Annotated in this window: 19 protein-coding genes and 1 pseudogene; 10 read left to right on the top strand and 10 right to left on the bottom strand. The window is 62.4% G+C overall.

Annotated features, from left to right (window positions below; genetic code table 11):
- Positions 1–20: 20 nt before the first annotated feature.
- The 4 genes from AC30D9_RS11155 to AC30D9_RS11140 form a co-directional block, all read right to left on the bottom strand.
- Positions 21–803 (bottom strand): transporter substrate-binding domain-containing protein, encoded by a 783-nt coding sequence (locus AC30D9_RS11155; RefSeq protein ID WP_134923048.1) that lies wholly within the window; start codon positions 801–803, stop codon positions 21–23.
- A 388-nt stretch (positions 804–1191) separates the two neighbouring features.
- A complete protein-coding gene (locus tag AC30D9_RS11150; RefSeq protein ID WP_307574913.1) occupies positions 1192–2880 on the bottom strand; it encodes an ATP-dependent DNA ligase in 1689 nt (562 codons plus the stop codon).
- A complete protein-coding gene (locus tag AC30D9_RS11145; protein WP_490144042.1) occupies positions 2877–3902 on the bottom strand; it encodes a ligase-associated DNA damage response exonuclease in 1026 nt (341 codons plus the stop codon). Before AC30D9_RS11145 ends, AC30D9_RS11150 begins: the two co-directional genes overlap by 4 nt.
- A 241-nt stretch (positions 3903–4143) precedes the next feature.
- Positions 4144–6594 carry a penicillin acylase family protein gene (locus tag AC30D9_RS11140; RefSeq protein WP_490144041.1) on the bottom strand — a complete coding sequence of 817 codons (2451 nt, stop codon included), beginning with the start codon at positions 6592–6594 and terminating at the stop codon, positions 4144–4146.
- Positions 6595–6800: 206 nt separating this feature from the next.
- Between AC30D9_RS11140 and AC30D9_RS11135 the strand changes: the two genes are divergently transcribed.
- On the top strand, positions 6801–7358 hold the full coding sequence (locus AC30D9_RS11135; RefSeq protein WP_490144040.1) for a cysteine hydrolase family protein: 558 nt from the start codon (positions 6801–6803) through the stop codon (positions 7356–7358).
- Between the two features lie 291 nt (positions 7359–7649).
- Here the strand turns inward: AC30D9_RS11135 and AC30D9_RS11130 are convergent, their stop codons facing one another.
- The 4 genes and pseudogenes from AC30D9_RS11130 to AC30D9_RS11115 all read right to left on the bottom strand — a co-directional run bounded on the left by AC30D9_RS11130 (position 7650) and on the right by AC30D9_RS11115 (position 9408).
- A complete protein-coding gene (locus AC30D9_RS11130; protein WP_490144039.1) occupies positions 7650–7853 on the bottom strand; it encodes an SEC-C metal-binding domain-containing protein in 204 nt (67 codons plus the stop codon).
- Positions 7854–7858: 5 nt separating this feature from the next.
- Positions 7859–8348 (bottom strand): annotated as a pseudogene (locus AC30D9_RS11125) (LEA/WHy family protein).
- Positions 8349–8419: 71 nt separating this feature from the next.
- Entirely contained in the window at positions 8420–8908 is a 489-nt protein-coding gene (locus tag AC30D9_RS11120; RefSeq protein ID WP_134923056.1) for a YchJ family protein, read from the bottom strand.
- 2 nt (positions 8909–8910) lie between these two features.
- Positions 8911–9408 carry a DUF6231 family protein gene (locus tag AC30D9_RS11115; protein ID WP_490144038.1) on the bottom strand — a complete coding sequence of 166 codons (498 nt, stop codon included), beginning with the start codon at positions 9406–9408 and terminating at the stop codon, positions 8911–8913.
- Positions 9409–9599: 191 nt separating this feature from the next.
- On the opposite strand from AC30D9_RS11115, the gene AC30D9_RS11110 reads away from it, so the two are divergent.
- The 4 genes from AC30D9_RS11110 (at position 9600) to AC30D9_RS11095 (ending at position 12279) form a co-directional block, all read left to right on the top strand.
- A complete protein-coding gene (locus AC30D9_RS11110) occupies positions 9600–10295 on the top strand; it encodes a PA1041 family peptidoglycan-binding anchor lipoprotein (RefSeq protein ID WP_109755700.1) in 696 nt (231 codons plus the stop codon).
- A 90-nt stretch (positions 10296–10385) separates the two neighbouring features.
- Positions 10386–11111, top strand: a complete 726-nt coding sequence (locus AC30D9_RS11105) for a PA1041 family peptidoglycan-binding anchor lipoprotein (protein ID WP_134923058.1) — start codon at positions 10386–10388, stop codon at positions 11109–11111.
- Between the two features lie 144 nt (positions 11112–11255).
- The gene (locus AC30D9_RS11100) at positions 11256–11528 is read left to right on the top strand and encodes a DUF1145 domain-containing protein (protein WP_134923059.1); all 273 of its coding nucleotides are present in this window, start codon (positions 11256–11258) and stop codon (positions 11526–11528) included.
- On the top strand, positions 11521–12279 hold the full coding sequence (locus AC30D9_RS11095; protein WP_307574900.1) for a collagen-like triple helix repeat-containing protein: 759 nt from the start codon (positions 11521–11523) through the stop codon (positions 12277–12279). The genes AC30D9_RS11100 and AC30D9_RS11095 overlap by 8 nt, the downstream gene beginning before the upstream one ends.
- Positions 12280–12402: 123 nt before the next feature.
- Here the strand turns inward: AC30D9_RS11095 and AC30D9_RS11090 are convergent, their stop codons facing one another.
- A complete protein-coding gene (locus AC30D9_RS11090) occupies positions 12403–12867 on the bottom strand; it encodes a CopD family protein (RefSeq protein ID WP_490144037.1) in 465 nt (154 codons plus the stop codon).
- Positions 12868–12966: 99 nt separating this feature from the next.
- On the opposite strand from AC30D9_RS11090, the gene dinG reads away from it, so the two are divergent.
- The 4 genes from dinG to pdxH all read left to right on the top strand — a co-directional run bounded on the left by dinG (position 12967) and on the right by pdxH (position 18289).
- Positions 12967–15111 carry an ATP-dependent DNA helicase DinG gene (gene dinG / locus AC30D9_RS11085; protein ID WP_134923062.1) on the top strand — a complete coding sequence of 715 codons (2145 nt, stop codon included), beginning with the start codon at positions 12967–12969 and terminating at the stop codon, positions 15109–15111.
- A gap of 128 nt (positions 15112–15239) precedes the next feature.
- Positions 15240–16385: a serine hydrolase domain-containing protein gene (locus tag AC30D9_RS11080; protein WP_134923063.1), complete on the top strand. Its 1146-nt coding sequence runs from the start codon at positions 15240–15242 to the stop codon at positions 16383–16385.
- 119 nt (positions 16386–16504) lie between these two features.
- Positions 16505–17617 (top strand): OmpA family protein, encoded by a 1113-nt coding sequence (locus tag AC30D9_RS11075; protein ID WP_490144036.1) that lies wholly within the window; start codon positions 16505–16507, stop codon positions 17615–17617.
- 24 nt (positions 17618–17641) lie between these two features.
- The gene (gene pdxH / locus AC30D9_RS11070) at positions 17642–18289 is read left to right on the top strand and encodes a pyridoxamine 5'-phosphate oxidase (RefSeq protein WP_134923065.1); all 648 of its coding nucleotides are present in this window, start codon (positions 17642–17644) and stop codon (positions 18287–18289) included.
- Here pdxH and AC30D9_RS11065 read toward each other — a convergent pair.
- Entirely contained in the window at positions 18286–18519 is a 234-nt protein-coding gene (locus tag AC30D9_RS11065; protein ID WP_490144035.1) for a hypothetical protein, read from the bottom strand. The genes pdxH and AC30D9_RS11065 overlap by 4 nt on opposite strands.
- 170 nt (positions 18520–18689) lie before the next feature.
- On the opposite strand from AC30D9_RS11065, the gene AC30D9_RS11060 reads away from it, so the two are divergent.
- Positions 18690–19154, top strand: a complete 465-nt coding sequence (locus AC30D9_RS11060) for an outer membrane lipoprotein (protein ID WP_047228399.1) — start codon at positions 18690–18692, stop codon at positions 19152–19154.
- The last annotated feature ends 539 nt before the right edge of the window (positions 19155–19693 follow it).

The raw sequence follows: 19693 nt of genomic DNA, 5'->3' as shown, positions 1-19693 counted from the left end.
GGCCGGATGGGCGCCGCGCATTATTTGCCGCTGTACAGATTCAGATCGCCAAAGTGTTTTTTCTGGATTTCGGCGTACGTGCCGTCGTCGTGTAACGCTTTGATACCTTTATCCAAAAGTGCCTTCAGCTCTTTGTTACCTTTGCTGATACCGATGGCGGTCTTGGAAGGCAGCAGTTCGCTGTCCACCGGCTTGCTGATTTCATAACCTTCGCCTTTCGGCGATTTCAGGAAGCCCAGCTCGGCTTGCAGCATGTCCTGGATCGCTGCATCGAGTCGGCCGGAGGTCAGGTCGGAATAGACCTGGTCCTGGTTCTGGTAGGCCTGGGTCTTGACGCCGGCCTTGTCCAGCACGGCCTTGGCGTAGGCTTCCTGGATGGTGCCTTGCTCGTAGCCAACGGTTTTGCCCTTGAGCGAGGCAACGTCTTCGCTCAGGCCTGAGCCTTTCTTGAACACATACGCCGTCGGGCCTGAGAACAGCTCGTTGGAGAAGTCGATGACTTTCTCGCGGGCCGGGGTCACGGTCATGGAGGAGATCACACCGTCGAACTTCTTGGCTTTCAGGCCTGGGATCATGCCGTCGAAATCGCTTTCGACCCATTTGCATTTGACCTTCAGTTCCGCGCAGATCGCATTGCCCAGGTCAATGTCGAAACCGACCAGGCTGCCGTCGGCGGCCTTGGATTCAAACGGGGCGTAGGAGGGGTCGACACCAAAACGCAGTTCCTTGTATTCCTTGGCCGTGGCGACGCCGGCGGCCATGCACAACGCCAGTGCAGAAAGGGTCAGCAGTGCTTTTTTCATTATTCAATCCCTAAAACCAATATGAGCGCTTGTGGCGCGTAAGTATTGTTACCGGTGAAGGCGAGAACGGTATGACGGCATAAAGGTAGCAATTTCCGAACCAGAGTGCCGAACAAGTGTTTTAAAAGCACGGACGGCTGTGGACGGAACGCGATGGTGCGCGAGGGTGAGCGTACATCAAAAAGCGCACCGGGATGGAGCGTGCGTTGTTTGGGGAAACACTATGGGGGGAGCAATTATTTGTGGCGAGGGGATTTATCCCCGCTGGGCTGCGCAGCAGATCCAACAGTCAGCCGCCTCGGAGTGTCAGGTTGTTCATCTCAGGCTTTTTGGGGGCTGCTTCGCAGCCCAGCGGGGATAAATCCCCTCGCCACAAAGGGAGTGCCTGCTATTTCAGTAGGTCCTGGAGCGTTGCCAATGTGTCGGCTTCGTCGACGCGCTTGTCCTGGCGCCAACGCAACATCCGCGGAAAGCGTACGGCGATCCCACTCTTGTGGCGCTTGGACAGGGCGATGCCCTCGAAGCCCAGCTCGAATACCAGGGTCGGCGTGACACTGCTCACCGGGCCGAACTTTTCCACGGTGGTCTTGCGCACGATGCTGTCGACCTGGCGCATTTCTTCATCGGTCAGCCCCGAATACGCCTTGGCGAAGGGCACCAGGCTGCGTTCGCGACTGCCCGGCGGGTTGTCCCACACGGCGAAGGTGTAGTCGCTGTAGAGGCTGGCGCGCCGACCGTGGCCGCGCTGGGCGTAGATCAACACCGCGTCGACACTGAACGGGTCGATCTTCCACTTCCACCACACGCCCATGTCCTTGGTCCGACCGACGCCATACAGGGCATCGCGGGCCTTGAGCATCATGCCTTCCACACCGAGGCTGCGAGAGGCTTCGCGTTGTCGGGCAAGGTCGAACCAATCCGGGCCGGTGACGATCGGCGATGGCAACAGCACCGGGCTGTGGGCACGGGTTATCAGCGCTTCCAGTTGCTCGCGGCGCTCGGCCTGGGGGCGATTGCGCCAGTCCTCGCCTTGCCATTCCAGCAGGTCGTAGGCCATCACCACCACGGGCGCATCCTCAAGGATTTTCTTGCCCAGGGTCTTGCGCCCGATGCGCTGTTGCAGCAGGGCGAAGGGTTGCACCGCCGGTTGCAGCGGTGCCTCCGGGTCGAAGGCGTCATCGGTCAACGGCTCGGTGGTTTTCCACACGACGATTTCCCCGTCGATGACCGTGCCGTCGGGCAGCGCCTGGGCCAGCACCTGCAATTCAGGGAAGCGCTCGGTCACCAGGTCCTCACCCCTGGACCAGACCCAAAGCTGGCCGTCACGCTTGATCACCTGGGAACGGATACCGTCCCACTTCCATTCCACTTGCCAGTCACTGGCCGGCCCCAGCAGCGCGTCGAATTGCTCCACCGGCGCGGACAACCCATGGGCCAGGAAGAAGGGATAAGGCTGGCCGCCACGCTGGGCGTGCTCATCGGCGGATTCGGCGGCGATCAACTTGAGGTAGCCGGCGGCGGTCGGACGATGGGACAGGTCGGTATAGCCCACCAGGCGCTGGGCCACCCGCTTGCTGTCCAGCTTGGCCATGCCGGCCAGGGCCCGGGTTACCAGCAGTTTGGATACGCCGACGCGGAAACTGCCGGTGATGAGCTTGATGCACAGCATCAGGCTCGGTCGGTCCAGTTGTGCCCACAATGCTGGCAGCCGTTGCGCCAACACCTCGGGCGATTCGCCACGCAACGGCAGCAATTTCTCCTCGATCCACAGCGCCAGGCCTTCGTCGGAGCTGTGGGGCGATTCCGGCAACACCAGCGAAATGGTCTCGGCCAAGTCGCCCACGGCCTGGTAGCTCTCTTCGAACAACCACGTCGACAAGCCCGACACCTGCACTGCCAATTCCCGCAGAATCTTGACCGGTACCAGTTGCCGTGGGCGTCCACCGGAAAGGAAATACACGGCCCACGCCGCGTCCTGGGGCGGGGCCAGGGTGAAATAATTTTGCATGGCGGCAAGCTTGGCGTTGCTGGAGGTCGTAGCGTCCAATTCAGCGTACAGCTCGGCGAAGGCCTTCATGACGCCCCCTCGTCGGTGTCGGCACCGAGCTCTTCTTCATCGTCGCCGTATTCGGTGATGAAGCCCTGGGCGTCGAGGCCTTGTTCGCACAAATGGCGCACCAGCACGCCGACCGAACCGTGGGTGACCATGACCCGTTCGGCGCCGGTCTGTTCGATGGCCCAGAGCAGGCCCGGCCAGTCGGCGTGATCGGACAGCACAAAGCCCCGGTCCACGCCACGCCGCCGACGCGTACCGCGCAGGCGCATCCAGCCGCTGGCGAAGGCGTCGCTGTAGTCACCGAAACGGCGCATCCAACTGCTGCCCCCGGCGGAGGGCGGGGCAATGACCAGCGCCTGGCCCATGATCGGGTCGTTCTTCTTCACGTCGCCGGCATAGATCGTCGGCGGTAGCCGCACGCCGGCCTCGCGGTAGACCCGGTTCAGCGGTTCCACCGCGCCATGGGCCAGGATCGGTCCGAGGCTTTCATCGATGCCGTGGAGAATCCGCTGGGCCTTGCCGAAGGAATAGCAGAACAGCACGCTGGCGCGACCGGCTGCGATGTTCCCGCGCCACCATTGGTTGATCTCGTCGAAGACCTGCGCCTGGGGCTGCCAGCGATAGATGGGTAGGCCGAAGGTCGATTCCGTAATGAATGTATGACATTTCACCGGCTCGAACGGCGCACAGGTACCGTCGGGCTCGACCTTGTAATCCCCCGAGGTCACCCAGACCTCGCCTTGGTATTCCAGCCGCACCTGGGCCGAACCCAGTACATGGCCGGCGGGATGGAAACTCAAGGTCACGCCGTGATGCCGCAAGCGCTCGCCGTAGGGCAGGGTTTGCAGGGTGATGTCCTGGCCCAGGCGTGAACGCAGGATGCCTTCGCCGGGGGCCGCTGCCAGATAGTGTTGGTTGCCGCTGCGGGCATGATCGCCGTGGGCGTGGGTGATAACCGAACGTTCGACCGGGCGCCACGGGTCGATGTAGAAATCTCCTGGCGGACAGTACAGGCCTTCGGGGCGGGCAATGACAAGATCCATGCAGTCACCGGGGCGATGGGCTTGTCAGGTAGAGGCTCAGGCGAGAGGGGAAGTTCTATCGGATTTTTGGCGGACAGGATCAGGTGACAGGAGCGAAAAATGTGGCGAGGGGATTTATCCCCGCTGGGCTGCGAAGCAGCCCTGAAACCAAGCAACTCGATCTTTCAGGCAAATTGAGTTGGCTGATTTGGGACTGCTTCGCAGCCCAGCGGGGATAAATCCCCTCGCCACAGTGGAGAGTCTATTTGCCCGGCACCAGGGTCAACCGTGTCTTGCCATAGGCCCGATCGAAGTTCTGCGGCTGCAAGGGCAGGTTCTGATACTGCCCCTTGATCCACGGATCGATGCCATTGGCATAGTTCGGGCTGACCGGGTTGCCGGACTGGCCGGTGCCGTCCTGGATCATCAGCGGTTCAGGCTGGCCGAAATCAACTATTAAACGCATGGCCGGTGCCAGGGTGGTATTGAAATCCTGCCCCACGGCGAACGCCGCGGTGTTGAGCGTGGTGGCGTCGCCACCGGCCGGCAGCGGTCCGCGCACGATCTGGCCGTTACTGTTTTTCCACTCGTAGCGATGCAACTTGCCCCACTGCCAAGCCTTGTGGTCACCGCCCAACTGGCTGTCACCGGCGCTGATGGTCGCGGCGAGGCTGCGGGCCAGGATGACGGCCTTGTCTTCCTTCTGCGGTGTCCGCACGTCGTCCCAGAACGGGCTGTCCTCGCGAGCCAGCAGATGATCGGCCTGGGCCGAGTAGGACAATTGGCCATTGGCGATCAGCGCTTTCCACGCCGGGCTGCTCTCCGGGCCCAGTTCATCGAGGAAGATCTGCTTCATGCTTTCCTGCAGGAACAGCTCATAGATCGCCGCGTCGGCGGAGGTCGGGCTGAGCCGGCCATCGAACGCCATCAGCCGGGTATAGGCCTCGCGGGCCTTGGCCCGGTCAGCCACCGGCAGGGCTTCGATCGCCTGTTTGAGCGGTTGGGACATGCCCGGGGCTTCAAAGACTTTCTTGAGCTTGGCGGCGAATGTCGTGGTCTGGTCGTATTGCATGGCGGTCAGGCTGCGGGAGTCGTGCTTACCCGCATTGGCCAGTTCGGCCAGGCGCTCGCCACGCTCCGGTGCGGCCCAGGAGTTGGACAACTGCATGCCGTAGCCGTGGGGAATGACCCGTTGGTTGGCGGTGCCGAGCCAGCCTTGGGCCGGATCCTGGTCGTACGGGTGCAGCATCGGGTCGGCGTAACCGTCCCAATCGTAGCGACCGTCCCAGCCTGGGGACGGTAACAGGCCTTCGCCTTCGCGGCGGTTGGGGTAGCGACCGGTGACTTGCCAGCCGATGTTGCTGGCGTCGGCGAACAGCATGTTCACGGCCATGGCGCGGATTTCCCGGCTGGCATCGGAGGCTTTCTCGACGTTTTGCGCCCGGGACAGGTCGAAGAACGCGTCCAGGGTTTTGTCGTCGGTAAAGCTTGGTGTCTGCAAGGCCAGGCCAAAGCCGTTGGCCATGGCCGGGCCTTGGGCGCTGTTGAGCAGCGGGCCGTGGCGGGTCTCGAACACCGCTTCACGAATCGGCCGTTGGCCTTTGATGAAATAGGTTTCGTTGCGCACGATCGCCGGTTGCCATTTGCCGTTGGCCTCGTAGGACAAACCGTTGCCCTGGCGACGGATTTTTTCCAGGAACAGGTCCTGGTTATCGCCCAGTACGCTGGTCATGCTCCAGGCCACTTTGCCGTTGAAACCGGCCAGGATCATCGGGATACCGGCCACGGAAACCCCGGCGGCCTGGTACTTGGGCGCCCGGATCTGTACGGGGCTCCACAGCCCCGGCATGCCCAGCGGGCCATGGCTGTCACTGGCCAACAGGCTCTTGCCGCTGCGGCTGCGTTGCGGCGCGATGGCCCAGTTACTCGAAGAGGCAGCACTCAAAAGGTTCAGACCGGCCAGCTGGCTGGTGGCCTTGCTGATCTCGTTCAGGCCGGGAATCTGGCCGTTGAGCCGCACGCCCTGGAGTTTGTCGGCCTCGGCCAGGGGCAGTTGTTCATCCGGGTAGGATGGGCTCAGCCAGGCGAGTTTGTCGTTGGTGACCGTCTGGGCCAACACCAGGCTGGCGATTTCTTCCGGCAGGTTGGCCGATTGGCTGAAATTCAGCAGACAGAACATCAGCGCCGAGTCTTCCGGTTTCCAGTATTCGGGTTTGTAGCCGGTTGCGGCCAGGTCCGCCGGCAACTTGTCGCGGTAGCGGAACAGGTAGGCGTTGACGCCGCGGGCATAGACTTCGAAGAAGCGCTTGAGCCGTGGCGAAGATGCCTTGTACAGCTCGTCGGCGTTTTTCTTCAGGTTGACGGCGCGCATGTAGCGGTCGACGTCCAGCCGTTCGGCGCCGGACATCTCTGCCAACCGTCCCTGGGCCAGCAGGCGCAGGGTCACCATCTGGGTGATGCGATCACTGGCATGGACGTAGCCGAGGGTGAACAGGGCGTCATGAAAACTGTTGCTTTCGATCAGTGGCATGCCCGTGGCATTGCGACGGACCGAGACGTTCTGCGCCAGCCCCTTGAGCGGCTGTACGCCGGAAGTGGGCGGGACGGTGTCCTGGGCATTCCAGGTCTGGCATCCGCTCAAACCGAGCACACTGGCCACCGCGGCGGCAACGCCGAGCCGGGGGATGAGGGAAATAGAGGCTGGCGAGGCCATGGCAAAGCTCCTGCGGGAGGGGGTGGCGGCAATAAAGGCGCTACGTTAGTGAGCAGGAAGGGGGCGCGCAAGCGGGGGCGAGGGTTATTTGTTGAATTGGCGACAAAACCCCGGCTCCGGGTAATCTCTCTCGCTCGAAGGCTTGCCTGTCGGGAGGCGGTGATGCTCAAGTGTGGAAACTCAATGACGCGCAAGAGGATACCGGTATGGGGCTACAGAACAACGCAGCGCTGATTCTCATCGATCAACAAAAAGGCATCCTTCACCCCAGGCTCGGCCCTCGCAACAACCCCGAGGCAGAACTGCGCATGCTCGAGCTTCTGGCTTTCTGGCGGCACACGGTGCGACCGGTGATCCATGTCCACCACTTGTCCCGCTCGCCGGATTCGGTGTTCTGGCCGGGGCAGTCGGGTGTGGAGGTCCAGCCACGGTTCGAGCCGATGGCCGGGGAGTGGTTGATTCAAAAACAGGTGCCGGATGCGTTCAGTGGCACGCCCCTGGAAGAAGACCTGCGCAGGGCAGGCATCGGGCAACTGGTGATCGTCGGCGTGGCGACGCACAACTCGGTGGAGTCCACGGCGCGTACGGCCGGCAATCTGGGGTTCGACACGTGGGTGGTCGAGGATGCCTGCTTTACCTTCGACAAGACCGACTACTTCGGCAATGCCCATTCGGCTGCCGAGGTGCATGCCATGTCCCTGGGCAACTTGCATGGCGAGTATGCGACGGTGGTCGGCGTGAAGCGGATTCTTGAGGCGGGCTGATAGACAGGCATTGAAAATGCCGGCCTCATCGCGAGCAGGCTCGCTCCCACACTGGATTCTGCACTGATCATGGAGTATCGCTTCACCGCAATGCCCTTGTGGGAGCGGGCTTGCTCGCGAAGAGGGTGTGTCAGGTTAATCAATGCCAACTGACCCGCCACATTCGCGAGCAGGCTTGCTCCCACAGAAGTCGGTGGTGAGCCCCGGCCTTACGAGCGCCGCAAACCCCTGTGGGAGCGAGCCTGCTCGCGATAGCGATTCAACAGGCGAAGATTATCTGCGCCCGGCCCCTCAAGCCCCGTGGCACTTCTTGAATTTCTTGCCGTTGCCGCATGGGCAAGGGTCGTTGCGGCCGACATCCTTCAGGGCGTTGCGCACCGGTTCGTGGTGGGCGTGGCCGCAGTTCGGGCCGTGGACGTGGCCGTGGTCATGATCGTGATGATGGTCGTGATCGTGGTTGCAATCAGGGCCGTGGACATGGGGTTGCTGGGTCATCGGGGTTACTCCGCAATAAAATCGGCGGCGATTATCACGCCATTGCGCTCAAGGTGCACGTAGTGGGCGATGAATAATCCGGTTTCCAGCTCACCTTCCAGACGATAGGGGATCTGTTCCCGGGGTTTCTCCAGCAACTTCACCACATCCCGCACCTGCGGCCACAGACAGGTTGGTGCGGATCGGCACCTTGAAGTAGGCGCTGTGTCTGGGGCGTACGGTGAACCAGTGTTCGTGCTCACCTTCGGTCAGCAACAGGTCGCCCAGGTGGATGCGATACGTCAGGCCGCGAACGGTCAGGTCGCTGTCACCGGGGTTGTCGACGCGAAAGTGCAGCATGAACTTCTGTTCCAGCAGCCGGGCCCGCACCACCTCGACCTTGACCAGATGCACTTGTGGCTCAGGGGCTTCTTCACCCCACCAGGACGCGCAGCCGCCGAGCCCGACGAACAGCAGCAGGCAGGTGATGCGCAGCAAGAGTGATGGTGGGGTCATGTCCGTGCCTCTGGTTTATCCCCAGTCTAGCCCTATGGGCCGATGGACGGGCGTCGGACGTTTGCGAAAAATCAGCGATTGAAGTAGCCGGCGCAGCACTTCTTGAATTTGTGCCCGCTGCCGCACGGGCAGTTGTCGTTGCGGCCAGTCTTGACCGGCACGGTCGGGTCGATGAAGTACCAGCGCCCGTTGTTCTGTACGAACGAAGATTGTTCACGGTGGCTGTGCTCCCCCTGGCCGTCGTGCCAGCGCGCCGTGAACGTGACAAAGGCGTGCTCCGGCTGCCCGCCGAACACTTCGCTGCTTTCCACCTGCAGCCCCAACCAGGTGCTGTTGGCGCTCCACTCGGCGATCGACTGGCGATCGAGCCCTTGCTGCTGGGCGGGCAGGGTGGTGGCGACCAGATAATCCACCAGGCCCAGCACGTAGGCGCTGTAGCGCGAGCGCATCAAGGCTTCGGCGCAAGGCGCCGGGTGACCGTCGTGGTAATGGCCGCAGCAGGCGTCCAGTGTGTTGCCACTGCCGCAGGGGCAAATGGGTGTGTGCGGGCTTGTGTTCACGGCTACCACCAATATTTTCCAAAGTTTTCCGGGTTGGCCCAAAAGCGCGAGTTGAGCCAGTCGGGGACTTGCTTGTATTCAAGCAGATCATAGGTAAACAGGGTCAGCACCTGGTCTTCGCGCTGGAATCGCTCGCTGGCTTGCAGGGCCAGGGAAAAAAAGTCGGTCTCTTGCCAGCCGCAGGCGTTGAGGTCTGCCAGCACGGCGATACGGCTGGCGTTGAGATTGCGGATGCCGCCCAACAGGTTCAGACCGTCGCGCTTGGGCAAATGCTCCAGGCAATCGAGCGCCAGGGCCAGGTCAAAACGTCGCGCCGCCACGTCCGCCGGCAGCGCGCCTGGGCCGGAATGGACCACTTCGGTGTCGGGGTGGGCCTGCTGGAACGCTTCGAGTGCGGGGAAGCCACTGGCACCGATCAACAGCAGTTTTTGCGGGGCATAACGGTCAAGCACGGCCGCCAGGGCTTGCTGGGGCGTACGCGAAGAAATGGCAACGGTCATCGAAGTTCCTCAGTCAGAAGCATCACGATAGCCTGCCTGGACATCATGGCCTAGAGCGGTTTGTCCCTGAACGTGCGGAATCTTCGCAAACATGGGGCGAAAACCCGCGATTGCTCAGGCTGGCGCAGATTCGAAGACGGGTCTTTACTCCCCTGAATCGGCGCAGAGCCGATCCCACAAGGAGAAACCCGATGAGCATAGTTCGGACAGCGTTACCCCTGGTTCTGCTAACCAGTGTGTTGACTGGTTGCGCAGGTTTGCAGAAAACCGACTGGCCGATCTGTGCGGCCACTGGTGGTGTGGTCGGCGCGGGATTGGGCGCCATCGAAAGCAGTTCCTGGATCGGCCCGGGAGCGCTGGTGGCCGGCACCGTGGCGGCGGGCTGGTGCTGGGCCCATGGCGATGGCGACGAAGACGGCGATGGTGTGCCGGACAGCCGCGACAAGTGCCCGGGCACACCGAAGGGCGTGCAGGTCGATGCCGACGGTTGCCCACCGCCCGCTCCAGCGCCGGTGGTTGAAGAACCCGCAGTGGTCAAGGAAGAAACCATCGTGATCCGCGATGTGCACTTTGAATTCAATAAAGCCACGTTGACCCCGGGCGACAAAGAGGTCCTGAGCACGGTCGCCACCCGGCTGAAACAGGAAACGTCCACCGCGCAATTGCGCGTCACCGGCCATACCGACAGCGTCGGCAGCGATGCCTATAACCAACGCCTGTCAGAGAAACGGGCCAATTCGGTGGTGAACTACCTGGTCGATCAAGGCGTGCCTCGCGCCAGTTTCGTCTCGGTGAGTGGTGCCGGGGAAAGCCAGCCAGTGGCCGACAACAAAACCGCCGACGGACGCGCCCAGAACCGTCGCACGGAAATTCGGATAAACCGCTAAAGCCCTTGCCATCCGCGGCTTGTAGAGTTGCGGATGGCAGTCTTTACTCCTGTGTGACCGGTATGGGCCGGTGACACAGGAGCCTTCACCATGAACGTTCTTATCAAGGCCGTCTTACCGGTGCTGCTGGCCAGCAGCGTGTTGTCCGGTTGTGCCACGCACAGCGACGGCAGCGCCCCCCTCAATCAACGCACTTGGCCAATCTGCAGCCTGATCGGCGGCCTTGTCGGCGGCGGGCTGGGAGCCATCGAAAGCAGCGGCTGGGCCGCCGGTGGCGCCGCGTTGGGGCTACTGAGCGGTGGCTTGATCTGCTACGCCCAGGATGGCGATGAAGACAGCGACGGTGTGTTCGACCGCCGCGACCGTTGTCCCGACACGCCGGCCAATACCCCCGTCGAGCATCACGGCTGCCCGCTGCCGCAATACCCGGCCAGCGCACCGCCGGTCGAGCCTGAAGCACCGGCTAGCGAGGTCATCACTCTCAACGACGCCGGCAAGGTGCTGTTCGATTTCGACAAGTCCGATCTCACCGCAGAAGCCCGAAGCCAGCTCGATGGGCTGATGGGCAAACTCAGCCATGCCAATGTCGCCAGCATCCGGGTGGTGGGGCACACCGACAGTGTCGGCACTGATGCCTATAACCAGGGGCTGTCCGAGCGTCGGGCCAGCAGCGTCGTCGAGTATTTGCTGACCCAGGGGCTGGCCCCCGACAAACTCACCAGTGAAGGCAAGGGCGAAAGCGAGCCGGTGGCTGACAATGAAACCGACGAAGGGCGGGCACAGAACCGTCGGGTCGAGCTGCATATCCAGCGTTGAGCCCTGAGCCAGAGCCGTCGGATCGCGAGGAGGGCGGTTCGACGGTCGCTGGCCGGCGGTAAATTAAATTTGCCTTGCCCTCTGGCTTATCCTGCGCGCAAGCCGTTACTGTGCGGCCAAAGAATAATACTCATCGGGGGGCGTATGAAGGTGTTTTGGGGGCTGGGGCGTTTACTGACCCTACTGTTCTGGTTGGTGGTGCTGGTCAACCTGATCATGCCGTTCGTCCATCCGTTGCATCTGCTGGTCAATTTCGCCGCAGCGTTTTTACTGGCGCTCCATCTATTGGAACTGCTGGTGTTCAGGGCCAGTTTTCGTGGCCGTCCCGCGCCTGGCCGCGATCGCCTCAGAGTGCTGCTGTTCGGCATCTTCCATCTGCAAACCCTCCCGACCGCGCCAGAGGCTTCCCATGCGTAAATTGTGTCTGCTCGCCGCACTCGTATGCCCATGGGCTTCGGCCCAGGTGGTCCAGGTCGAAAGCCATTCATTGATGCGTCTGCCCAACACCACCAGTACCCTGACCCTGGAGCGGCTGGACGTGGCCGACTACGGCACGCTGCTGGTGCCTTCCAATGTCACGGAACTGACCGTCGACCAATTGCACCTGGGACGTGAAGCACGGATCGCCATCGTGCCGGCGCAGCAAGTATTGGAAATGAAAGTGGCCCAGGCCGAGTTGGCCGAGGGCAGCCAGATCACTTCACGCGGCGCACCGGGTACCTACACCAAGGCGGCGCGGCCGGGGCGGGATCTGAACCTGCGCTTCAATGCCTTGAATGCGCCGCTGTTGTCGGTGGATGCCCGTGGTGGCACCGGTGCGCCGGGTTTCGTCGGCCTGGACGGCGCCAATGGCAAGGCTCCGGGTTGCACCTGGGGTTCGGCCGGTCGTGGGGCCGATGGCAGCAACGGCAGCGATGGCCAGCCGGGTGCGGCCGGTGCGCTGGTACGCCTTGAGCTGCCCCGCGCCTATCCTGCCGAGCAGATCAAGGTGACGGTGGACGGCGGCGCCGGTGGCGCGGCTGGGCCCGGTGGCAAACCCGGTGCCGGGGGCAAGGCCAAGGGTTGCCTGGTCTATACCGCTGACGGCGGCAAGAGCGGCCGTCCGGGCGCCGATGGCCAGCCGGGACCTGCCGGAGCGGCGGGGGCGGTGACGGTACAGCGGTTCTAAGCGTATGGCGGATCGAATGTGGGAGCGGGCTTGCTCGCGAAGAGGGCGTATCAGGTTAGTCAATGCTGACTGACCCACCGCCTTCGCGAGCAAGCCCGCTCCCACAGGTTTTGTGCCATTGCTTCAGAACATCGGCCGCGCCGCGCCAATCGCCACCACCAGCAGCCCGATCAGCAAATTGATCCCCACCAGTTTGCGAATTCTCCCCAGCACCGCCGCACCCGTCGGCCAATCCTGGGCAGTCACAGCGTTACGCAACGAAGGCAGTTGCAGGCCCTGGATGCGGATAAACAGCGCCGCCATCACCACATACAGGCCCATCATGACCTGCACGTAACGCGGCGCGGTTTCGAAGCCGGCGAAGCGCACGTGGATCAGGCCTACACCGCTGATCGGCAAAAGCACCACCGCCACCCAGACCCAGACGAAAAAACGTTGAAACACTTCTACCCACAATTTGAGCCGGGCAGGGCCCTCAAGTGCCGTCATTGCGGCGGGGCGCAGGATCATCCAGGCGAAGAACATGCCGCCGACCCAAACCAGGGCCGCCAGCAAATGCAGGGTGTAGATAAGGGCAAAGGGTGTCATTGGGTTACTCCGTTCTGCGCAGGATTCATTAGCGGGGTATGATAGCCGCCGATCCGAACCACTGAAAATTTATCCAGCGTTTTTAGCGCCCGACCATTCATGATCAGCACCGAACTCAAAACCACGATCCAGGGCGCCTATTCGCGTTTTCTCGAAGCCAAGAGCCTCAAGCCGCGATATGGCCAGCGCCTGATGATTGCCGAAGTGGCAAAAGTCCTGGGTGACATCGACACCGATGACGAAGGCCGGCGCAGTGGCGAGCCCGCCGTCGTGGCGGTGGAGGCCGGCACCGGTACCGGCAAGACCGTGGCCTACAGTCTTGCGGCGATCCCCACCGCCAAGGCCGCCGGCAAGCGCCTGGTGATTGCCACCGCGACCGTCGCCCTGCAGGAGCAGATCGTCTACAAGGACCTGCCCGACCTGATGCGCAATAGCGGCCTGAACTTCACGTTCGCGCTGGCCAAGGGCCGTGGGCGCTACATGTGCCTGTCCAAGCTCGACATGCTGCTCCAGGAAGGCCAGGCGCAGACCGCCACGGCCCAGCTGTTCGAGGAAGAAGGCTTCAAGATCGAAGTCGATGAGGCCAGCCAGAAGCTGTTTACCAGCATGATCGAGAAACTGGCCGGCAATAAGTGGGACGGCGACCGCGACAGCTGGTCCACGGCCCTGGAAGACGCCGACTGGTCGCGCCTGACCACTGACCATAGCCAATGCACCAACCGCCATTGCCCGAACTTCGGCCAGTGCGCCTTCTACAAGGCCCGCGAAGGCATGGGCAAGGTCGACGTGATCGTCACCAACCACGACATGGTCCTGGCCGACCTGGCCCTGGGCGGTGGCGCGGTGCTGCCGGACCCGCGCGACACGATCTACGTATTCGACGAAGGCCATCACCTGCCGGACAAGGCCATCGGCCATTTCGCCCATTACACCCGGCTACGCTCCACCGCCGACTGGCTGGAAACCACCGCCAAGAACCTCACCAAACTGCTGGCCCAGCATCCGTTGCCGGGTGACCTGGGCAAGTTCATCGAGCAAGTGCCGGAGCTGGCGCGGGAAATCAAGACGAACCAGCAGTTTATGTTCACCGCCTGCGAGCAAGTGGCCGACTTCAAGCCCGGCGAAGACGTCGAGGGCCGCGAGCGGCCACGCCATCGCTTCGTCGGCGGGGTGATTCCTGAACACATGCGCGAAATGGGCATCGAGCTCAAGAAAGGTTTCGCCCGCCTGACCGATCTGTTCACCCGCCTGACCGACCTGCTCAAGGAAGGCATGGACGGCGAGGTCAACATCGGCATCGCCAGCAACCAGGCCGAGGAATGGTATCCGCTGTTCGGCAGTCTGTTGTCCCGCTCCCAGGGCAACTGGGAACTGTGGACGGCCTTCACCGCCGAAGACCCGGAGGACAGCCCGCCGATGGCGCGCTGGCTGACCCTGGCCGAGAGCGGTTCGCTGTTCGACATCGAGGTCAATGCCAGCCCGATCCTGGCGGCGGAAATGCTGCGTCGCAACCTGTGGAACGTGGCCTACGGCGCGTTGGTGACATCCGCCACGCTGACCGCCCTGGGCACGTTCGACCGTTTCCGTATGCGCGCCGGCCTGCCGAAGAAAGCCGTGACCGCCGTGGTCCCGAGCCCCTTCCATCACGCCGACGCCGGTGTGCTGCGGGTGCCGGATCTCAAGGCCGACCCACGGGATGCCGCCGCCCACACCGCGGCGATCATTCGTGACTTGCCGGAACTGGTGGAAGGCTCGCGGGGCACCCTGGTGTTGTTTTCCTCGCGTAAACAGATGCAGGACGTGTTCGATGGGCTTGACCGTGACTGGCGCAAACAGGTGTTCATCCAGGGCAACCTGTCGAAGCAGGAAACCCTGAACAAGCACAAGGCGCGGGTCGACGGCGGGGACTCCAGCGTGCTGTTCGGCCTGGCGAGTTTTGCCGAAGGCGTGGATTTGCCGGGTGCCTATTGCGAGCACGTGGTGATCGCCAAGATCCCGTTCTCCGTCCCCGACGACCCGGTGGAAGCAGCGCTGGCCGAGTGGATCGAAGCCCGTGGCGGCAACCCGTTCATGGAGATCTCCGTGCCGGACGCGTCGCTGAAACTGGTCCAGGCCTGTGGCCGTTTGCTGCGTACCGAAGAGGACCGCGGCACTATCACCTTGCTTGACCGGCGGTTGGTGACCCAACGCTACGGCAAGGCGATCCTCAATGCGCTGCCACCGTTTCGGCGGGAGATTTCCTAGATTCCGATGATTTTTGCTTGACGGGGCCAGTGCCAGTCCGGTCAGCCGTCTTGCGACGGTTCCCAAAAGCCTGAATGGCTGAAACAATGCCAGCACTTTAAAAAGTGTTTGTTTCAAAGGAGTTGCGGGTGCAGATTCAAGGCCATTATGAACTTCAGTTCGAGGCGGTGCGTGAAGCCTTCGCGGCGCTGTTCGATGATCCCCAGGAGCGTGGCGCCGCGTTGTGCATTCAAGTGGGTGGCCGGACCGTGGTCGATCTGTGGGCCGGTACCGCCGACAAGGATGGCAGCGAAGCCTGGCACAGCGACACCATCGCCAATCTGTTTTCCTGCACCAAGACGTTTACCGCTGTCACCGCCCTGCAACTGGTGGCCGAGGGCAAGTTACAGCTGGATGCCCCGGTTGCTCGCTATTGGCCTGAGTTTGCCGCGGCTGGCAAGCAATCCATCACCCTGCGCCAGCTGCTTTGCCATCAGGCTGGATTGCCGGCGCTGCGTGAATTGCTGCCGCCGGCAGCGCTGTATGACTGGCAGGCCATGGTCGATGCCCTGGCCGCTGAAACCCCTTGGTGGACGCCGGGCGAAGGCCATGGCTACGCGGCGATCACCTACGGCTGGCTGATCGGCGAACTGCTGCGCCGGGCCGATGGACGTGGCCCGGGGGAGTCCATCGTGGCTCGGGTTGCCAAGCCATTGGGTCTGGATTTCCATGTCGGCCTGGCCGATGAGGAATTTCATCGCGTGGCCCACATTGCCCGTGGCAAAGGCAACGTTGGTGATGCAGCGGCCCAGCGCCTGCTGCAGGTGACGATGCGCGAGCCCACGGCCATGACCACCCGGGCCTTCACCAACCCGCCGTCGATCATGACCAGCACCAACAAGCCGGAGTGGCGACGCATGCAGCAACCGGCGGCCAACGGCCACGGCAATGCCCGTAGCCTGGCCGGGTTCTACGCCGGTCTGTTGGACGGCAGTTTGCTGGAAGGTGAAATGCTCGACGAACTGACTCGCCAGCACAGCCTCGGCGAGGACAAGACACTGTTGACCCGGACCCGTTTCGGCCTGGGTTGCATGCTCGACCAGCCGGACGTACCGAATGCGACCTATGGCCTCGGCCCACGGGCATTCGGTCATCCGGGGGCAGGAGGCTCCACCGGGTTTGCCGATCCGGAACAGGATGTGGCTTTCGGCTTCGTGACCAACACACTCGGGCCTTATGTGTTGATGGACCCGCGCGCGCAGAACCTGGCGAGGGTGCTCGCCACTTGTCTGTAAAACGCCATTGAAGGCAGCGGACACCGGAACCTCGTGTCCTTTTCAGTTTCCAAGCGTCTGTTTATGCGGCCCGAACATGGCCTTTTGTTTTTTCATTCAGATCATTTTGTGGATATCCAATGTCATCGAATAAAACCCTCGCTCTGGCGCTGTGCTTCGCTATCACCGGTTGCGCACAAACCCCACAAAATGATGCCGAAGGCGGCAGTAGCTGGTGGCCGTTCGGCTCTTCCGACAAGGTTGCGGCCAAGGACACGACACCGGCGGCGCCCCTGAAACCGGCGGCCGTCGCCCCGCAAGCCAAGGCCGAGAGTGCCACGCACTGGTGGTGGCCGTTCTCTTCCGATGACGCTGCTGACGTCGCGAAGAAAGATGATGTCAAGCTTCAAGACAAGCCTGAAGCCAAGGCACCGGCCGTTGCCAAGGCCGAAGCCGAAAGCAACGGCAAGTGGTGGTGGCCTTTCGGCGGCAAGGACCAGGAGACCGCCAAGGCGGTACCGATGCTCGACCCGAAAGTCACTCAGGCCTGGCTCGACGACTACGAACCGAAGCTGCGCACAGCCATCCAGGACAGCAAGCTCGAACTCGAACGTCGTGACAACGTGCTGGTGGTCATTGCGCCCGTGGACGGCTCCTTCAACCCGGATCGTCCGGCCATGCTGCTGCCCGTGACCCTCGGCCCGTTCACCCGCGTGGCGAAAATCCTTGAAGCCGACCCGAAGACCGCCGTGCTGATCCTCGGCCACGCCGATACTTCGGGCGCCGCGCCTGCGAACCTGAAGCTCAGCCAGGAGCGCGCCCAGTCCGTGGCGGCGATTTTCCGTCTCAGCGGCCTGCAACGTGATCGCCTGATGCTGCGTGGCATGGGCGCAGTGGCACCTCGCGCGGCTAACGACAGCGTGGAAGGCCGTGCCTTGAACCGTCGCGTGGAACTGCTGGTCACGCCGGCCAACACCATGGTTGCGCTGCTGAGCAAGTACAACATGCCGGCCCCTGCGCCGGTGACGCTGGTGGCGGCCCAGGACGTGAAGCCTGTGCCTCCGGCCCCGGCGCCTGCAGCTAAAAAAACCGTGACCTCCACTGCCAAGAAAGCCCCGGCCAAAAAAGCCGCGGCCAAGGCTCCAGCGAAAAAAGCTCCAGCCAAGGCCACTACGGCGGCGAAGAAACCCCAACCGGCCAAAGCCGCCACCGATACCAAGAAAGTCGCGGCCGCCGATACCCCCAAGCAGTGATGGGCTAACCACAAGGAACGCGCCATGACCCAACCGCTGGCTGATATGCGCCGCGACTACACCCGCGATGGCTTGACCGAGGCACAAGCCCCGGCCGAGCCATTTGCACTGTTCCACCAATGGTTCGCCGACGCGGTGAAAACCGAGCAGGCCCCGGTGGAGGCTAATGCCATGACCCTGGCGACGGTGGATGCACAAGGGCGACCGCACTGCCGGATCCTGCTGCTCAAGGGTCTGGATGCCTTGGGCTTCACGTTCTTCACCAACTACGACAGCGCCAAGGGCCAGCAACTGGCCGCGAATCCATTTGCGGCCATGACGTTTTTCTGGCCAGCCCTGGAGCGTCAGGTGCGCATCGAGGGGAAAGTGGTGAAGGTCACGGCGCAGGAATCGGACGCCTATTATCAGGTTCGCCCGCTGGGCAGCCGTCTCGGCGCCTGGGCTTCACCCCAGAGCCGGGTGATTTCAGGGCGCGCTGAGCTGGACGACTTGCTCAAGGCCACCGAACAACGTTTCAGCGACAGCCAACCGCACTGCCCGGAACATTGGGGTGGTTATCGTTTGTTGCCCGAGCGCATCGAGTTCTGGCAAGGCCGTCCGAGCCGCCTGCATGATCGCCTCAACTATCGCCTGCAAGAGGCGAACTGGATTCGCGAGCGCCTGGCGCCTTAGCCGCGATAACCTGCCGCAGCGGTTTGAAGCCATTGCGGCAAGTCCCGGCGCTTGATGCCTTGCTCCCGGGCGCGGGCCAGTTGTTGCAGCATGTAGGTCTTTTTCCGTTCATCCCGCCCCGCCAGGGACAGCGCCAGGTCGCGGTCCATCCAGCGTTTGATCCGCACGTACAACCACCAGTGGAAGTACAAGCCGGCCACGGTGATCGCGACGATAATGAAATAATCCATGAAAAATCCCCGGGTTGATGACGCAGGTTTCGGAAATTGGCGCTACTGTTGGGTGAATTTTTCGGGTGTGCCTGTATCCCACCTGAATGAAAACAATTTTATCCCGGCGAGACCGTGACAGGCGTCAAGTCGCGGAGTTTAATGAATCCCTGTCTTTTGGAGTTGATGCTATGCGTAAGTCTGTTTTGCTGGTTGCTTCCTTTTCCACGATGGCGATGTTGCTCACTGGCTGTCAGTCGAGCCTGACCGGTGACTCCTACTCCCGTGACGAAGCGCGTCGCGTGCAGACGATTCGCATGGGGACCATCGAAGCCCTGCGTCCGGTCAAGATCGAGGGCACCAAGACCCCAATCGGCGGTGCCGCCGGTGCCGTGGTCGGCGGTGTAGGCGGCAGCGCCATCGGTGGTGGCCGTGGCAGCATCGTCGCCGCGGTGATCGGCGCCGTGGCCGGTGGGCTGATCGGCTCCGCCACTGAAGAAGGCCTGACCCGTACCCAGGGCGTGGAAATCACCGTTCGTGAAGATGACGGCAGCATGCGCGCCTATGTGCAGCAGGTGCAGGAAAACGAGGTGTTCCGTGTGGGTGAGCGGGTTCGTATTTCCACTGTGGATGGTACGAGTCGCGTATCCCACTAAGCTGGAATTGTTTGAGAAAACGGCGCCTTGTCCTGGACGGAAGGCGCCGTTTTTTTATGGCTTTGTTTCCGGGGGCGGGGCGGTGTACATATCCGTTTCTTCGGTAACGGCTGCTTATGGTTCCGCTCTTACAGCGGGTCACTTTTGAGAAGCGCAAAAGTAACCAAAACGCTTTTGCCCCACCACTCGGTGCCTCGCCTGGGCTCGGCATGCCTGAACGAAGGCATTGCTCCGTGGGGCCGCCGCGAAGGGCCATCCATGGCCCAGCGCGGCTAACCCGGCATCCATGCCGGGTTGCCCACTGCGCAATGCCTTCGTTCAGCCAGCGTGGTTAACGGGGCGCCGAAATCTACGTCCAACGCGAGGCGGCCTGATAGCCGACCTGGTTCTTGGTGAGACCGCGTTTTTTCCTGTGGGAGCGAGCCTGCTCGCGAAAAATCAGAAGGCGAATAAAAAAATACCAATGAACACAGGGCCCTCTGTGGCGAGGGGATTTATCCCCGCTGGGCGCGAAGCGGCCCCAAAACCGAGCAACCCTG

It is taken from the genome of Pseudomonas sp. DF11 (assembly GCF_058148565.1).
The sequence above is the reverse complement of the archived record's forward strand: the minus strand, read 5'-3'. Positions and strand labels throughout refer to the sequence as shown.

Coding starts and splice junctions, on each gene's coding strand:
- AC30D9_RS11155 (WP_134923048.1), bottom strand. CDS start 803: ATGAAAAAAGCACTGCTGACCCTTTCTGCACTGGCGTTGTGCATGGCC.
- AC30D9_RS11150 (WP_307574913.1), bottom strand. CDS start 2,880: ATGAAGGCCTTCGCCGAGCTGTACGCTGAATTGGACGCTACGACCTCC.
- AC30D9_RS11145 (WP_490144042.1), bottom strand. CDS start 3,902: ATGGATCTTGTCATTGCCCGCCCCGAAGGCCTGTACTGTCCGCCAGGA.
- AC30D9_RS11140 (WP_490144041.1), bottom strand. CDS start 6,594: ATGGCCTCGCCAGCCTCTATTTCCCTCATCCCCCGGCTCGGCGTTGCC.
- AC30D9_RS11135 (WP_490144040.1), top strand. CDS start 6,801: ATGGGGCTACAGAACAACGCAGCGCTGATTCTCATCGATCAACAAAAA.
- AC30D9_RS11130 (WP_490144039.1), bottom strand. CDS start 7,853: ATGACCCAGCAACCCCATGTCCACGGCCCTGATTGCAACCACGATCAC.
- AC30D9_RS11115 (WP_490144038.1), bottom strand. CDS start 9,408: ATGACCGTTGCCATTTCTTCGCGTACGCCCCAGCAAGCCCTGGCGGCC.
- AC30D9_RS11110 (WP_109755700.1), top strand. CDS start 9,600: ATGAGCATAGTTCGGACAGCGTTACCCCTGGTTCTGCTAACCAGTGTG.
- AC30D9_RS11105 (WP_134923058.1), top strand. CDS start 10,386: ATGAACGTTCTTATCAAGGCCGTCTTACCGGTGCTGCTGGCCAGCAGC.
- AC30D9_RS11100 (WP_134923059.1), top strand. CDS start 11,256: ATGAAGGTGTTTTGGGGGCTGGGGCGTTTACTGACCCTACTGTTCTGG.
- AC30D9_RS11095 (WP_307574900.1), top strand. CDS start 11,521: ATGCGTAAATTGTGTCTGCTCGCCGCACTCGTATGCCCATGGGCTTCG.
- AC30D9_RS11090 (WP_490144037.1), bottom strand. CDS start 12,867: ATGACACCCTTTGCCCTTATCTACACCCTGCATTTGCTGGCGGCCCTG.
- dinG (WP_134923062.1), top strand. CDS start 12,967: ATGATCAGCACCGAACTCAAAACCACGATCCAGGGCGCCTATTCGCGT.
- AC30D9_RS11075 (WP_490144036.1), top strand. CDS start 16,505: ATGTCATCGAATAAAACCCTCGCTCTGGCGCTGTGCTTCGCTATCACC.
- pdxH (WP_134923065.1), top strand. CDS start 17,642: ATGACCCAACCGCTGGCTGATATGCGCCGCGACTACACCCGCGATGGC.
- AC30D9_RS11065 (WP_490144035.1), bottom strand. CDS start 18,519: ATGGATTATTTCATTATCGTCGCGATCACCGTGGCCGGCTTGTACTTC.
- AC30D9_RS11060 (WP_047228399.1), top strand. CDS start 18,690: ATGCGTAAGTCTGTTTTGCTGGTTGCTTCCTTTTCCACGATGGCGATG.